The 14,856-nt window shown below is 68.9% G+C and carries 15 protein-coding genes and 1 pseudogene; 9 read left to right on the plus strand and 7 right to left on the minus strand.

Features of this window, described 5'->3' with window-relative positions; translation table 11 throughout:
* Window positions 1-9: 9 nt before the first annotated feature.
* The 3 genes and pseudogenes from J3367_RS09275 to J3367_RS09285 form a co-directional block, all read right to left on the minus strand.
* Entirely contained in the window at window positions 10-288 is a 279-nt protein-coding gene (locus tag J3367_RS09275) for a hypothetical protein (RefSeq protein ID WP_024349849.1), read from the minus strand.
* An 89-nt stretch (window positions 289-377) separates the two neighbouring features.
* A pseudogene (locus tag J3367_RS09280) lies at window positions 378-538 on the minus strand (TlpA family protein disulfide reductase); the annotation flags it as partial.
* Window positions 539-588: 50 nt separating this feature from the next.
* On the minus strand, window positions 589-1,497 hold the full coding sequence (locus J3367_RS09285; RefSeq protein WP_024349850.1) for a LysR family transcriptional regulator: 909 nt from the start codon (window positions 1,495-1,497) through the stop codon (window positions 589-591).
* A 99-nt stretch (window positions 1,498-1,596) separates the two neighbouring features.
* Between J3367_RS09285 and J3367_RS09290 the strand changes: the two genes are divergently transcribed.
* Window positions 1,597-2,784 (plus strand): MFS transporter, encoded by a 1,188-nt coding sequence (locus tag J3367_RS09290; protein WP_024349851.1) that lies wholly within the window; start codon window positions 1,597-1,599, stop codon window positions 2,782-2,784.
* 39 nt (window positions 2,785-2,823) lie between these two features.
* On the opposite strand, the gene tlpA is transcribed toward J3367_RS09290, so the two are convergent.
* Complete coding sequence (tlpA, locus tag J3367_RS09295; RefSeq protein WP_024349852.1) at window positions 2,824-3,495, minus strand: thiol:disulfide interchange protein TlpA; 672 nt, start codon at window positions 3,493-3,495, stop codon at window positions 2,824-2,826.
* Between the two features lie 26 nt (window positions 3,496-3,521).
* On the opposite strand from tlpA, the gene argH reads away from it, so the two are divergent.
* The 4 genes from argH (at window position 3,522) to J3367_RS09315 (ending at window position 9,352) form a co-directional block, all read left to right on the plus strand.
* A complete protein-coding gene (gene argH / locus J3367_RS09300; RefSeq protein WP_024349853.1) occupies window positions 3,522-4,943 on the plus strand; it encodes an argininosuccinate lyase in 1,422 nt (473 codons plus the stop codon).
* Between the two features lie 88 nt (window positions 4,944-5,031).
* Window positions 5,032-5,334, plus strand: a complete 303-nt coding sequence (locus J3367_RS09305; protein WP_024349854.1) for a hypothetical protein — start codon at window positions 5,032-5,034, stop codon at window positions 5,332-5,334.
* 39 nt (window positions 5,335-5,373) lie between these two features.
* A complete protein-coding gene (lysA, locus tag J3367_RS09310; RefSeq protein WP_024349855.1) occupies window positions 5,374-6,648 on the plus strand; it encodes a diaminopimelate decarboxylase in 1,275 nt (424 codons plus the stop codon).
* 94 nt (window positions 6,649-6,742) lie between these two features.
* A complete protein-coding gene (locus J3367_RS09315) occupies window positions 6,743-9,352 on the plus strand; it encodes a TIGR02302 family protein (RefSeq protein WP_024349856.1) in 2,610 nt (869 codons plus the stop codon).
* A 104-nt stretch (window positions 9,353-9,456) separates the two neighbouring features.
* Here the strand turns inward: J3367_RS09315 and J3367_RS09320 are convergent, their stop codons facing one another.
* The 3 genes from J3367_RS09320 to J3367_RS09330 form a co-directional block, all read right to left on the minus strand.
* On the minus strand, window positions 9,457-9,885 hold the full coding sequence (locus J3367_RS09320) for a response regulator (protein WP_024349857.1): 429 nt from the start codon (window positions 9,883-9,885) through the stop codon (window positions 9,457-9,459).
* Window positions 9,886-10,036: 151 nt separating this feature from the next.
* Window positions 10,037-10,573: a hypoxanthine phosphoribosyltransferase gene (gene hpt / locus J3367_RS09325; protein WP_421460741.1), complete on the minus strand. Its 537-nt coding sequence runs from the start codon at window positions 10,571-10,573 to the stop codon at window positions 10,037-10,039.
* Window positions 10,570-11,322 carry a hypothetical protein gene (locus J3367_RS09330; RefSeq protein ID WP_024349858.1) on the minus strand — a complete coding sequence of 251 codons (753 nt, stop codon included), beginning with the start codon at window positions 11,320-11,322 and terminating at the stop codon, window positions 10,570-10,572. The genes hpt and J3367_RS09330 overlap by 4 nt, the downstream gene beginning before the upstream one ends.
* A 170-nt stretch (window positions 11,323-11,492) precedes the next feature.
* On the opposite strand from J3367_RS09330, the gene ftsE reads away from it, so the two are divergent.
* From ftsE to J3367_RS09350, 4 genes are all read left to right on the plus strand, one after another.
* The gene (ftsE, locus tag J3367_RS09335; RefSeq protein WP_024349859.1) at window positions 11,493-12,152 is read left to right on the plus strand and encodes a cell division ATP-binding protein FtsE; all 660 of its coding nucleotides are present in this window, start codon (window positions 11,493-11,495) and stop codon (window positions 12,150-12,152) included.
* The gene (locus J3367_RS09340) at window positions 12,145-13,134 is read left to right on the plus strand and encodes a cell division protein FtsX (protein ID WP_024349860.1); all 990 of its coding nucleotides are present in this window, start codon (window positions 12,145-12,147) and stop codon (window positions 13,132-13,134) included. Before ftsE ends, J3367_RS09340 begins: the two co-directional genes overlap by 8 nt.
* A gap of 88 nt (window positions 13,135-13,222) precedes the next feature.
* The gene (locus J3367_RS09345) at window positions 13,223-13,957 is read left to right on the plus strand and encodes a YdcF family protein (RefSeq protein ID WP_009210742.1); all 735 of its coding nucleotides are present in this window, start codon (window positions 13,223-13,225) and stop codon (window positions 13,955-13,957) included.
* A gap of 121 nt (window positions 13,958-14,078) precedes the next feature.
* Window positions 14,079-14,840: a lysophospholipid acyltransferase family protein gene (locus J3367_RS09350; protein ID WP_024349861.1), complete on the plus strand. Its 762-nt coding sequence runs from the start codon at window positions 14,079-14,081 to the stop codon at window positions 14,838-14,840.
* Window positions 14,841-14,856: the final 16 nt, after the last annotated feature.

The following is a 14,856-nucleotide window of genomic DNA, read 5'->3' on the forward strand; positions in this document are numbered from 1 at the left end:
CGCTTCGACCTATCGCTGGGTCCAGATGGCATTTATCGCGTCGATGGGAGGGCGATCCCAAGTGGTGACTACCCCGCCTGCGGCGTCGATAACCGCGAGTTTGTCGTTGCCGTCCATCACAGCGATGATGTGGTTGTAAGCCGCTACGGGATCATAGGTGGTGTTGACGTAGAAAAGGGATAGCTGGAACTGGTGCCACTGTCCCAAGTCTTTGATGCGGGTTCGAACCTCATCATAGTTCTGCCCCGGCGTGTGCAAGTCGTAGGCGATGAACAGATTGAAGGCCATCCGCATCCTCCCGTTGTGAAGCGATCACTCTACGCGACATCCGTGTGGTGTGTGAAGTATAATACCGCCTCGATGTCATATGCTTTAGATCAAACTGTCCCCCCGCTGGCCTTCACCGCGTCGATCAGCCGGATTGCGTCTGGGCGAGCCCATTCGGCCGGACCGTTGATGGCGGCGCGGGCGCAGCCGTCGGGGCCGACGAGAGAGATCGGCAGGCCGAAGGCAACGCCGCGCGCTTCAGGTCGTCGAACATGCCCGTGGCATCCCGGCGGTGGATGAGTCAGCGCCGGTCTATCCGCTTCAGCTGACCTGTCCGTGCTCGGCCAGGAAGTCGAGCAGGGCGCGGGCGCGGGCGGGGAGGCTGGCGGACTGGCCGATGAAGACGGCGTGGAACGCCTCCTTGTCGCCCGGATTGGCGTCTTCGAGGAGCGGCACCAGCCGGCCTTCGGCGATGTCGGCGCGGATGGTGAAGGCCGCCAGCCGTGCCGGTCCGACGCCGGCGAGGGCCAGGCGCCGCAGGCCTTCGCCGTCATTGATCTGGACGCGGCCGAGCGTCGGCAGGGTGACGTCCTCGCCGGCGTCGCTCCTGAGCGGCCAGCCCTTCATCGCCCGCGCATAGCCGAAGCCCAGCCGTTCATGCGCTTCCAGATCCGCGATCGTGCGCGGCAGGCCGTGGCGGGCGACCCAGCCGGGCGCGGCAACGATCATCATGCGCGTCTGGCCGAGCTTGCGCGCCATCAGGTTGGAACTGGGCATGGGACCGGCGCGGATGGCGATGTCGGTGCGCTCGGCGACGAGGTCGACGACCTGATCGGTCTGCACGATGTCGAGGCCGATCTCGGGATAGCGGGCGAGGAAATCCGGCAGGATCGGCGCCAGGACATGGCTGATATAGGAGGCGCTGGAATTGAGCCGCACGCGCCCGGCGGGCCGTTCGCCGGCGCCCGCCGCCCGTTCGGCGTCGGAGAGATCGGCGAGGATCCCCACGGCCCGCTCGTAGAAGCCCTGGCCCTCCGGCGTGAGCTGGAAACGCCGGGTGGTGCGATGGACGAGCCGCGTTCCGAGCCGCGCTTCGAGGCGCGCGACGAGTTTCGAGACCGCCGAGGCCGACATGCCCGAGACCCGCGCCGCCGCCGAGAAGCCGCCGCGCTCGACCACCGTGGCGAACACCTCCATCTCGGCAAAGCGATTGGCGTCGGGACGCGGCATTTGTGACGTGAAGTCCTGAATGTTGTTCCTGGCGGCAGTCTACTTCATCAAAGCACAAGCTGTCATCTGACGGCCCTGTTCATCATCAGGGATTTCGTCATGCCTCTTGCTCTCTACGCGTTGACCGCCGGTGCCTTCGGCATCGGGGTCACCGAATTCGTCATCATGGGCCTGCTGCTCGATGTCGGCGCCGATCTCGGCGTCTCGACCAGCGCCGCCGGCTTCCTGATCTCCGGCTATGCCATCGGCGTCGTCGTCGGCGCGCCGCTCCTGACCATCCTGACCAGCCGCTGGCCGCGCAAGACCGTGCTCCTGGCGCTGATGGCGATCTTCATCGCCGGCAATGTCGCCTGTGCGCTGGCGCCCAGCTACGGCCTGCTCATGGGCGCGCGAGTGCTGACCGCCTTTGCCCACGGCACATTCTTCGGCGTCGGCTCGGTCGTCGCCACGAAGCTGGTGCCCGCCGACAAGCGCGCCTCGGCCATCGCGCTGATGTTCACCGGCCTGACCGTCGCCAACATCCTCGGCGTGCCGCTCGGCACCTGGCTCGGGCAGGCGGCCGGCTGGCGCGCCACCTTCTGGGCCGTCGCGATCGTCGGCATTCTCGCCGCGGCCGTCATCGCCTGGGCGGTGCCCCGGGACGGCAAGCCGGAGGCCGCCGACGACTGGCGCGCCGACCTCAAGGCGCTCGGCCGTCGCCCCGTGCTGCTCGGCCTGCTGACAACGGTTCTCGGCTATGCCGGCGTCTTCGCGGTCTTCACCTATATCGCGCCGCTCCTGACCGGCATCACCGGCTTCGGCGAGGCGGCGATCTCGCCGATCCTGCTGCTCTTCGGCGCCGGGCTGGTGGCCGGCAATCTGCTCGGCGGGCGTCTCGCCGACAAGGCACTGGTGCCCGCGATGATCGGCAGCCTCGTCGTCCTGTTCGTGGTGCTCGTCCTGATGGGACCGGCGCTGCAGGGGACGGTGACCGCACTCGTCGCCGTGACGCTCCTGGGGGCGGCGGCCTTTGCCACCGTGCCGCCGCTGCAGATGTGGGTGCTGTCCAAGGCGGACGGCGCCGGCGAAAGCCTCGCCTCGTCCTTCAACATCGCCGCCTTCAATCTCGGCAATGCCGTCGGCGCCTTCGCCGGTGGCCTGGTCATCGATTCCGGCCCGGGCCTCGGCTACGTCACCTGGACCGCGGCGCTGTTCCCGCTGGCAGCCCTGGCGGTGGCGCTCACCGCCGTCCGGCTGGACCGGGCGGCCCCGGAGCGGCAGCCGGCGCAGATGGGCTATGCCGGCTGAGGCGCCGGCCGACACCTGCCGGAAGGGACGTCGTGCCGATCAGGCCGACGTCCCGCTCGCCTTCACCGCCTCGATCAGGCGGATGGCGTCGGGGCTGGCCCATTCGGCCGGGCCGTTGATCGCGGCGCGGGCGCAGCCGTCGGGGCCGACGACGAGGGAGATCGGCAGGCCGAAGGCGACGCCGGCGCGCTTCAGGTCGTTGAACACCCCCATGGTCTCGTCGCGATAGAAGGGCAGGGCGGTCAGATCGGTCTCGGCGTAGAAAGTCTTCGGCTTCTCGATGTCGCCCATGTCGACATTGATCGGCACCACGGCGAAGTCGTCGCCGCCTTCCTGGCGCTCCAGCTCGTCCAGCGCCGGCATCTCCTGGCGGCACGGCACGCACCAGGTGGCCCACAGATTGACCAGCAGCGTCCTGCCGGAGAAGTCGGCCAGCGTCACGGCGGCGCCGTCGCCGTCGGAAAAGGCGATGGCCGAGACGTCGAAGGGCGTTTCCAGCGCCTGCACCGCGGCCACCTCGCCGCGCGCCTCGGCATCCACCGCCGCGGTGATCGCCGCATCGGCCGGACAGGCGCTGGCGGTTTCGTTGCCAGACCCGCTCTCGCTCACGTATAGGACGACACCACCCGCCGCGATGCCGCAGACCAGCGCGACCGCGGCGATGAGACCGAGCCGCCGCCCGTTCGAAGTCGATCGTTTTGCTTCGGACATGTCGTCAAGAGCCCTTTCGAGTGTCCATGAGCCAGAATCCCGACAACGTCCCCGGTGCCGCCAACGCGATGTGGGGCGGACGCTTCGCCTCGGGTCCCGACGCGATCATGGAAGAAATCAACGCGTCGATCGATTTCGATCGCCGGCTTTATGAAGAGGATATCGCCGGTTCGAAAGCCCATGCCGCCATGCTGGCGCAACAGGGCATCATCACGGCGGATGACGCAGAAAGTATCATTGCGGGTCTGGAGGAGATCCGCGGCGAGATACAGGCCGGCCGGTTCAATTTCTCGCGAGAGCGCGAGGACATTCACATGAACATCGAGGCGCGGCTGGCCGAACTGATCGGCCCCGCCGCCGGCCGCCTGCACACGGCGCGCTCGCGCAACGACCAGGTGGCGCTGGATTTCCGCCTGCACGTCAAGACCGCGTTCCTGTCCCTCGACCGGGCGCTCACCGGCTTCATCGACGCGCTGCTCGCCAAGGCAGAGGACCACGCCGACACGGTGATGCCGGGCTTCACCCATCTGCAGGTCGCCCAGCCGGTGACCTTCGGCCACCACTGCCTCGCCTATGTGGAGATGGCGGCGCGCGACCTGTCGCGCTGCCGCGACGCGGTGAACCGGCTGGACGAATGCCCGCTGGGCGCCGCCGCGCTGGCTGGCACCGGCTTCGACATCGACCGACACATGACGGCGAAGGCCCTCGGTTTTCGCGAGCCGACCCGCAATTCGCTGGATTCGGTGTCGGACCGCGACTTCGCGCTGGAGTTCCTGTCGGTGGCGGCGATCTGCGGCACGCATCTGTCGCGGCTGGCCGAGGAGATCGTCATCTGGTCGACGCCGCAATTCGGCTTCGTGCGCCTGTCCGACGCCTTCTCGACCGGCTCGTCGATCATGCCGCAGAAGAAGAACCCGGACGCCGCCGAACTGGTGCGCGCCAAGCCGGGCCGCATCAACGGCGCGCTGATCTCGCTGCTGACCGTGATGAAGGGCCTACCGCTCAGCTATTCCAAGGACATGCAGGAAGACAAGGAACAGGTCTTCGACGCCATCGATTCGCTGGCCCTGGCGCTGGCGGCGGCCACCGGCATGGTGCGCGACATGACCATCCAGACCGGGGCGATGCGCAAGGCCGCCGGCCACGGCTTCTCCACCGCGACGGACCTGGCCGACTGGCTGGTGCGCGAACTCGGCATGCCGTTCCGCGAGGCCCATCACGTCACCGGCCGGGCCGTTGCGCTGGCCGAAGCGCGCGGCGTCGGGCTGGAGGAACTGCCGCTGGACAGCCTGCGGGAGCTGGATGCGCGGATCGGCGAGGCGGTGTTCTCGGTGCTCGGCGTCGACGCCTCGGTCAACAGCCGCACCAGCTTCGGCGGAACCGCGCCGGCCAATGTGCGGGCGCAGGTCGCCTATTGGCGCGAGCGGATGGCGACCGACGCGCAATGACGATCGCGGCGGTGGTGATTTTCCGCCGGGAAATCGCTATGACCGCTGACGGGGAAGCTGACGCCGGGATGCGGCGAGGGGTGACGACATGACCATTCGATCGAGCCGGACCTATCTGCCGCTGCTGCTCGTCGCCGCATCGGCGATGCTGGCGGGCTGCGGCATCAAGAACAATCCGGTGGCGCCGTCCTCCGGGCAGACCGGGGCATCGGCCGGTGCCGACGCGGTCGCCGCCAACAACGCCAGCAGCGGCTTCGGCACGGCGGGCTCGGCGGCGGGCGCCGTGCGCGTCTCGCGCATCCAGGACGACACTGCCATCGGACCGGCCGAGGTGAGCCGTAACAAGGGCGCCACCAGCAGCGGCTTCATCCTCGATCCGCTGCTGAATTGAGCCGTTCCCGCCCCTCTACCGAGTGCCGTCTGACCTGCCATGAACCATTTCGAAATCCGCGACGGCGTCCTGCATGCCGAGGACGTTTCCGTCGAAACGATCGCCCATGACGTGGGCACGCCCTTCTACTGCTATTCGACCGCGACGCTGACGCGCCACTACACGGTGTTCGCCGAGGCCTTCGCCGACATCGACGCGCTGGTCTGCTACGCCATGAAGGCGAATTCCAACCAGGCGGTGCTGAAGACGCTGGCCGCGCTCGGCGCCGGCGCCGACGTCGTGTCGGGCGGCGAATTGCTGCGGGCGCTGCGGGCCGGCATCCCGGCCGAGAAGATCATGTTCTCGGGCGTCGGCAAGAGCGTGCCGGAGATCGACCTGGCGCTGGCCTCGGGCATCTTCTGCTTCAACATCGAATCGGAGCCGGAGCTCGAGATGATCTCCGCCCGCGCCGTGGCGGCCGGACGCACGGCGCATGTCTCGTTCCGCATCAATCCCGATGTCGATGCGCGCACCCACGCCAAGATCTCCACCGGCAAGAAGTCCGACAAGTTCGGCATCGCCTATGAGCGGGCCGAGGCCGTCTACGACCGGGCCCGCGCTTTGCCGGGCATCGCGGTGTCGGGCATCGACATGCATATCGGCAGCCAGATCGTCGAGCTGGAGCCCTTCGACCAGGCTTTCGAGCGGCTGGCGGGCCTGGTGCGGCGGCTGCGCGGCGCCGGCCACGACATCGCCCATGTCGATCTCGGCGGCGGCCTCGGCGTGCCCTACAGCCGCACCAACACCCCGCCGCCGGCCCCGCCGGCCTATGCCGAGATCGTCAAGCGCCATGTCCGCGACCTCGACTGCAAGGTGGTGTTCGAGCCCGGCCGGCTGATCGCCGCCAATGCCGGCATCCTGGTCACCCGGGTGGTCTATGTGAAGGAAGCCGAGGGCAAGACTTTCGTCATCGTCGACGCCGGCATGAACGACCTGATCCGCCCGACCCTCTACGATGCCTGGCACGACATCCATCCGGTGCTCGACGATCCGGACGCGCCGCGCCTCGTCGCCGACGTGGTCGGCCCGGTCTGCGAGAGCGGCGACTATTTCGCCCGCGCCCGCGACATTCCGGCGGTGAAGGCCGGCGACCTCGTCTATCTGTCCTCGGCCGGCGCCTACGGCGCGGTCCAGTCGGGCACCTACAATTCCCGGCCGCTGATCGCCGAGGTGCTGGTCAAGGGCGACGCCTTCCACGCCATCCGGCCGCGCCAGACCATCGACGAGATGATCGCGCTGGACCGTCTGCCGCCTTGGCTGGGCGGCGACGACTGAGGCCTTTGGCCGCTTCACAGCTGCGTCACCCGCCTCGTCTTCGCCGCAAAAACTGTTACGCTCGCTGAAACTTGCGACGAACGAGGCTGGCCCCATGGCGCGACACGAGCGGCAGAGCGACTGGACCGCGTCCGGGCGTGTCGCGGCGACGCGGCGCATGGCCTGGGCGGCACTGCTGATCGAGCGCGCCTGGCCCCTGGTGCTGGGGCTCGCCTGCCTCGTCGCGGTCTTCCTGATCCTCGCCTGGTTCGGCCTGTTCGCCGCGCTGCCCTTCCTGGCCCGCGTCGCGGTGATCGCGATTCTCGCCGGGCTCGGCCTTGCGGCACTGTGGCGCAACCGCGGCCTGCGGCTGCCGAGCGCGGCCGCAGTGGATGCGCGCATCGAGGGGGCGAGCCGGCTGGACCACCAGCCGCTGCAGGCGCAGGACCAGCGCCCCGTCGGCGCCGACCCGTTTGCCGCCGCGCTGTGGCGTGCCCATCAGCGCCGCATGGCCGAGCGGCTGCGCGATCTCAGCGGCGGCGCGCCGGCCACCCGCACCGAGCGGATCGACCCCTATGGCCTGCGCGCGCTGGTGGCGCTGCTGCTGGTCACCGCCTTCGCCTTTTCCTTCGGTCCGGGCGGCGGCCGCGTCGTCGATGCGCTGGCGCCGGACGCCGCCGACAGCGTCGCCTCGGCGCGGGTCGACGCCTGGGTGACGCCGCCGGCCTATACCGGCCGCGCGCCGATCTTCCTGACCGATGTCGGTGCCTCGGACGCGCCCGTCACCGTGCCCGAGGGCAGCGAGTTGGAGGTGCGGATTTCCGACGGCTCCAACGCCGAACTGAGCTTCACCCCGGCCGGCGCCGAGCCGATCGCCATCGCCCCGGTCACGGAGAACGAGGGCGAGGTCGCTGACGCCGCGGCCGGCGATGCCGAGACCGAGGCCGACGCCCCGGCCGGCCCGCGCGAATATGCCTATGCCCTCGACATGCCGGGCGAGGCGGCGCTGACCACCACCTTCACCACCCTCGGCCGCTGGCGCTTCGACGTGACGCCCGATCTCGACCCGGAGATCGCCTTCGAGGGCGAGCCGGGTGTGGCGCGCAATGGCGCGCTGCAGCTCACCTACAAGGTCACCGACGATTACGGCGTACGGCAGGCCAATGCCGCGATCGCCGTCACCGACGACATCGTGCCGGACGATGCGCGGCCGCTGATCGCGCCGCCGGAGATCCGGCTGGCGTTGCCGCGCCGCACCAAAGGCACGGCCGAGGGCCGCACCAGCGCCGACCTGACCGAAAGCCCCTATGCCGGGGCCGAGGTGGCGATGACCCTCGTCGCGGTGGACGATGCCGGGCAGGAGGGCCGCTCCGAGGCGCTGACCCTGACGCTGCCCGAGCGGCGCTTCTCCAACCCGCTGGCCCGCGCCGTGGTCGAGCAGCGGCGCATCCTGGCGCTGGACGCCGACAGCACGACCCGCGTCGTCCAGATGCTCGACGCGGTGACCCTGCGCGGCGACGAATTCATCGAGAGCCCGGCGACCTATCTGGCGCTGAAGGCCGTGCGCACCCGCATCGCCACCGCCTATGACGACGCGGCGCTGGTCTCGGCGGTGGACTTCATGTGGGAGATCGCGCTGGGCATCGAGGACGGCAATCTGTCGCTGGCCGAACGGCGGTTGCGCGATGCCCGCGAGCAGCTCTCCGAGGCGCTGGAGAACGGCGCGTCGGACGCCGAAATCGACCAGCTGATGCAGGAACTGCGCGAGGCGATGCAGGAATACATGCAGGCGCTGGCCGAGGCGATGCGCAATCAGCCGCCGATGAACCAGGACCAGATGCAGGCCGGCGACATGCAGGAGCTGCGGCCGCAGGATCTGCAGCGCATGATGGACCGCATCGAGGATCTGGCGAAGTCCGGGTCCAAGGAGGCGGCCCAGCAGCTTCTCTCCGAACTGCAGCAGATGATGGACAATCTGCAGGCCATGCGCCCCGGCCAGCCGCAGAATGGCGAACAGAACGCCATGCAGCAGCAGATGAACAAGATGGGCGAATTGCTGCAGCGCCAGCAGCAGCTGATGGACGAGACCTTCGATCTCGGCCGCCGCCAGATCGAGCGCGAGCAGCAGCAGGGGCAACAAGGGCAGCAAGGACAGGAAGGCCAACAGGGCCAGCAGGGCGAGCCGCTGACGGCCGAACAGCTACGCGAGATGATGAAGCAGCTGCAGGAGCAGCAGGGCCAGCTCCAGGAAGAGCTGCAGGCGCTGCAGGAGCAGATGCAGGGCATGGGCATGGAGCCGTCGGAAGGCTTCGGCGAGGCCGGCGAGGCGATGGGCAAGGCCGAGGGCGCGCTCGGCGAGGGCGAGGATGGCGAGGCGGTCGGCCAGCAGGGCCGCGCCATGGAAGCCATGCGCCGCGGTGCCCAGGACATGATGCAGCACATGCAGGAGGCCATGCAGCAGGGGCAGGGCCAGCCCGGCATGCAGGGACAGGGCGGCCAGATGGGACAGGGCTTCAACGGCGCCCAGCAGCGCTCCGGTCGCGATCCGCTGGGCCGCCAGCGCCAGACCCAGGGCCCCGATTTCGGGCAGGATGTCGGCGTGCCGGACGAGATCGACACCGAGCGGGCCCGCGAGATCCTCGACGCGATCCGCAACCGGCTCGGCGACGCGCTGTCGCCGCAGATGGAGCGGGACTATCTGGAGCGGCTGCTCGAGACGCCCTGAGGCGGACCGGCCGTCAGGCGACATCGCCGCTGCGACGCCTCAGCGTCGCGGCGGTATTTCTCATCGAATGTCAGGGATAGAGCCCGGCTGTATTCGCGGTAGCGTCAGGCGCAGCGGCGGATATGCGGTGCGGTGGGGGCGTCGGCGGCATCGCCCTTTTGTGCCGCGCGCTCGGCCAGTATGCGGGCGACCTCGCGGCGCAGTTCGGCGATCGAGAACGGCTTTTCCACCACGCCCTCGATGATCGCGGTCAGATCCTCTGCCGCTTCCATCTGCTCGGCATAGCCGGTCATCAGAAGCACCGGCAGATGCGGCCAGGATGCGGCGATCTCGTGGGCGAGCTCGATGCCGGTGAGGCAGGGCATGCGGATGTCGGACAGGACGAAGTCGAAGGCGCCGTCCCGTTCGACCAGGACGTCCAGCGCCATTTCGCCGTCTTCGGCGACGGTCACCTCGTGACCTTCCAGCCCGAGCGCCCGCGAAACCAGGAGGCGAACGCCGGCGTCGTCTTCCGCGATCAGAATCCTCGCCAAGAGGGGCCTCCCATCGTCTGCCTACGCAACACCAAATTGCGCTTCTAAGGCACAATCCTTGCGCAAAGCTTGCGTGTCGAGGCTTTCGATCGTCGCAGCCAGATGGCGGCGGCCGCTCGGGCGGTCGTGCGGCAGGCGATGGTAGGCGCCGTCAGTCGACGACGCGACCGACGAAAGGCAGTTCGCGAAAGGCGTGGCCGACATCCATGCCGTAGCCGACGACGAACTGGTCGGGACAGGAAAAGCCGACATAATCGGCCTCGATATCCGCCTTGCGGCGCATCGGCTTGTCGAGCAGGACCGCGATCGGCACCTCGGCGGCACCGCGCGACAGCATCAGGTCGCGGGCGAACTTCACCGTGCGGCCCGATTCAAGAATGTCGTCGATGAGCAGCACCGTGCGGCCGGCGACCTCGCTCTCCACGTCGCGCAGGACGCGGATTCCGCCGGGTTCGGTGCCGGCGCCGTAGCTCGACAGGGAGATGAACTCGACCTCGGGCGCAAGCCCGGCATGGTGCAGGGCGCGGATCAGGTCGGCGGCGAAGACGAAGGAGCCCTTCAGCACCGAGATGACCAGAAGGTCCTTGGCCGGCACGGCCGCGATCTCGCCGGCGACCCGGTCGACGGTCTTCGCGATTTCCTCGACGCTGTAGAGCGGCTCGATCTGTTTGCCGCGGACGGTAATCACCGGTCAGCCGCTCCTGTGTCTTCGAATTCGACCCTGATGTCGCCCGCTGTATCATCCGCGACCGCCAGTGCCGAGAGGAATCGCACCGATTGTCCCGCCGGCAGGGCGGAAATCTGCGCGTTCAGCGGCTTGCTGCGGGTGATGCCGCCGGCATCGGTCAGCGCGATGCGGAGCGTCGGAACGGTCAGCGGGCCGGCGGTGTCGTTGGCGATGACGCCGGCGACCGACAGGACGGCGCCGCTGCCGCGCGGCACGACGTTGGCATCGACATTGCGCAGGACGAGGCCGGAGGCGCTGGTGACCGCATAGGGCGCGGCGACCGGCGAATCGGGCATCGACAGGAGAAGGACCGGCGCAGCCAGAAGACCGACCAGGAAGCCGCCGACGACGAGGACGGCGCGGCCGGGACTGAGCCGGCGGGCGCGCGCGGCAAGCGACGAGCGGGCCGGGGCGTCCTGCGCGGGCCGCGAGGCGTGGCGCGACAGCAGGAACGCCTGGCGCAGCAGGTCGCGCTCCTCGGCGGCGGCGTCGGGAAAGCTGCCATGGCCATGACCGCTCGCCCGGCGTCCGAAGGGACGCCCGCTTGATGTGGGCATCGCTTCGCTTACCGTCGGCTCGTGGGCGATCTGGCGGAGCGTCGAGGCATGGCGCGGCAGCGACTGGCGGCCGACGATCTCGGCCTCGCCGTCGATGGTGATGACGCGGCGGGGAGCCCGGCGCGTGTCAGCGTTGGTGCGAAACTCGGTCATCGCATCCTCTGTGCTTCGGCGTTCAGCAATCGGTAAGGATTTATGCTTAACAAACCGTGAATCCGGCTGCGGGGTGGCCGTCGCGGCGCGCGCCGGTTAGGACGGCCAACATTCACCACAAGTCCGGTGCATCTGGACGATCGAGGGCGACAAGACGGGGGCTTTGCGCAGTGATTCGGTTCGAGAATGTCGGGCTTCGATACGACATGGGGCCGGAAGTGCTGCGCGATCTGTCCTTCGAGGTGAAGCGCCAGTCCTTCCAGTTCCTGACCGGGCCGTCGGGCGCCGGCAAGACCAGCTTGCTGCGCATGCTGTTTCTGGCGCTGAAGCCGACCCGCGGCCTGATCACGGTTCTCGGCCGCGACGCCTCGACCCTGTCGCGCACCGACCTGCCGTCGATCCGCCGGCGCATCGGCGTCGTCTTCCAGGATTTCCGCCTGCTGGAGCATCTGTCGACCTACGAGAACGTCGCGCTGCCGCTGCGGGTGCGCGGCCGCGAGGAGGCCTCCTACCGGCAGGACGTGATCGACCTGATCAAATGGGTCGGGCTCGGCGAACGGCTGCATGCCTCGCCGGTGGTGCTGTCGGGCGGCGAGAAGCAGCGCGCCGCCATCGCCCGGGCGCTGATCGACCAGCCGGACATCCTTCTGGCCGACGAGCCGACCGGCAATGTCGATCCGCCGCTCGCCCGCCGGCTGCTGCGCCTGTTCATGGAGCTCAACCGCACGGGCACCGCGGTGGTCATCGCCACCCACGATCTCGACCTGATGGAACAGGTGGCCGCGCGCCGCCTGGTCCTCTCGGACGGACGCCTCGACATCTATGATTGATCTCGCCGACCACTGGATCGACCTGCGCGAAACCGTGCTGCGGCTCGTCGGCCGGACCGGCGAGGACAGGCCGGCGCCGATCGTGCCGCGCGCCAATGTCGCAGGCCGCGCGCTGATGACGGTCATCGCCATCATGACCTTCCTGGCGAGCCTGACCGTCGGCGCGGTGACGCTGGTCTCGGACACGGCGTCCCAGTGGCAGAACGACATCTCCCGCGAGATCACCGTACAGGTGCTGCCCGACGACGGCGTTGACATGGCCGCGGCGCTGGCCGACGTGCGGCGCATCGCGCTGACGACGCCCGGGGTCACCGGCGCGACCATTCTCGACGACGCGGCCACCGGCCGGCTGCTGGAGCCCTGGCTGGGCGACGGGCTCAATCTCGACGACCTGCCGGTGCCGCGGCTGGTGATCATATCCATCGACCAGGATTCGCCGCCCGACTTCGTCGCCCTCGTGGCACGCCTGCAGAGCGAGGTGCCGGCCTCCGAGCTCGACGATCACCGCGCCTGGGTGTCGCGGCTGGTGACCATGGCGCGGGCGACGGTGCTGGTCGGCGTCGGCGTCCTGACGCTGGTGCTGGTGGCCACGACCCTGACCGTGGTCTTCGCCACCCGCGGGGCGATGTCCGGCAACCGCCACATCATCGAGGTGCTGCATTTCGTAGGCGCCCGCTCCTCCTTCATCGCCCGCGAGTTCGAGCGGCACTTCCTGCGGCTCGGCCTCGTCGGGGCGGTGATCGGCGGCGCGACGGCGCTCGTCCTCTTCGCGATGATGGGGTTCTGGACGGCGAGTAACACCGCGACGCCCGAGGCCGACCAGATCAGCGCCCTGTTCGGGTCCTTCTCGATCGGCTGGATCGGCTATGTCGGCGTCGTCGCCCTCGTTGCAACCGTGGGAGGGCTGACGGCGTTTACATCTCGCCTTACTGTGGTCCGTCATCTCGCGGAGATCGACATGATCTCGCCGGTCGAGCGGTAAGGTCCGGTTAACCCTGGACTGGAAAGACTGCGTCTCAGGACGAGGACACGGACAAAGCGATGTCGCATTCCGAGAGGAACATGATCCGATGATCCTAGCGTCATCGGCCCACCCCCATTCTTCCGGCCCCGGCCGCGACGCGCCCGGCGACAAACCGGTGCGCCGGTCGCATCGCTGGATGCCGAGGGGCGTACGGCGGCTGTGCCTTGCGGCGGTTCTCGTCGGCGTGCTTCTGGGCGGCTATCTGGCCGGCGGCTTCGTGCGCTTTGCCGAGGAGGTGAGCCTTCTCGCCAAGCCGGCGCCGATCGGCGCGGCGGACGGCATCGTGGTTTTGACCGGCGGCGCGCTGCGCATCGACCAGGCGATCGACCTGTTGAAGGAGGGGCGGGGCCGCCGGCTCCTGATCAGCGGCGTCAATCCGGGCACCAGCGCCGCGACGCTGGCCCGCATGACCGACACCGACCGCGATCTCTTCGCCTGCTGCGTCGATCTCGACTATGCCGCGCTGAACACGGTGGGCAATGCCGAGATCGCCCGCAACTGGGCGCGCGAGCAGGGCTTTCGCGACCTCATCCTGGTGACCAGCGACTATCACATGCCGCGCTCGCTGCGCGAATTCGACCGCATCGGCGAACTGCGCTCCGTGACCCCCTATGCCGTGCGCCGCGACGACCTGTGGTCGGCCGAGCTGATGCCCAACACCGCCGGGCTGCGCGTGCTCCTGACCGAATATGCCAAGCTGATCGCCGCCCGGGTGCGGCTGGTCTTCGGCGTCGCCCAGACCGACAGCGTCGCCACCGAACTTGCCGGTCTCGATCCCTGAGGCCGGCCGCCGACCAGCCCCTCGATTCTCGCCGCCCGACGTCGTATGGCGTCGGCACGTCGCCGGCCTGCAATCCTGTCCGTCCCTGCCGCGCCGACCCATGCCGGAGGCGCTTCCAGCCATGATCTTCATCCGCTCGCTCGCCTTCAACGTGCTGTTCTACGTCAATCTGATCGTCCAGATGATCGTGCTTGGCCCGCTGATGTTCTTCGGCTCGGAGGCGACGGGCTGGTGGGTCGTCAAGAACTGGGCGCGCTCCAGCGTCTGGCTGCTCGAGCATGTCGGCGGCGTGCGCTCGAAGATCACCGGTACCGAGCATGTGCCCGCGGGCCCGGCGATCATCGCCGCCAAGCACCAGTCCTTCTGGGACGTCTTCGCCATCATCCCCGATCTCGACCGGCCGACCTTCATCCTGAAGAAGGAGCTGATGCGCATTCCGCTGTTCGGCTGGCTGGCCGGCCATATGGGCATGATCCCGGTGGACCGGGCCAAGCGCGGCGGCGCCGTCGCCTCGATGATCGAGGGCGCCCGCAAGGCCGTCGCCGAGGGCCGTCAGATCGTCATCTTCCCCGAAGGCACGCGCACCGCCCCCGGCGCGATCGCCGATTATCGCCAGGGCGTCTTCCGGCTGTACGAGGATGTCGGCGTGCCGGTCGTTCCGGTGGCGCTGAATTCCGGCCTCTACTGGCCGCGCCACGCCTTCCTGCGCCGTCCCGGCACGATCCGGGCCGACTATCTGCCGCTCATCGAGCCGGGGCTGAACCGCGCCGACTTCCTCTCGCATCTGCGCGATTCCATCGAGACGCGCTCCGCCGATCTGATGGCGGAGGCCTATGCCAGCGACGGCCATCTGCCGGCGTCGCAGGGCCCGCGCGACGTCTGAGGCGCGCGTGGCGGGG

The sequence above is a fragment of the Aurantimonas sp. NFXS3 genome (assembly GCF_049132005.1).
GTDB lineage: Bacteria > Pseudomonadota > Alphaproteobacteria > Rhizobiales > Rhizobiaceae > Aurantimonas > Aurantimonas coralicida.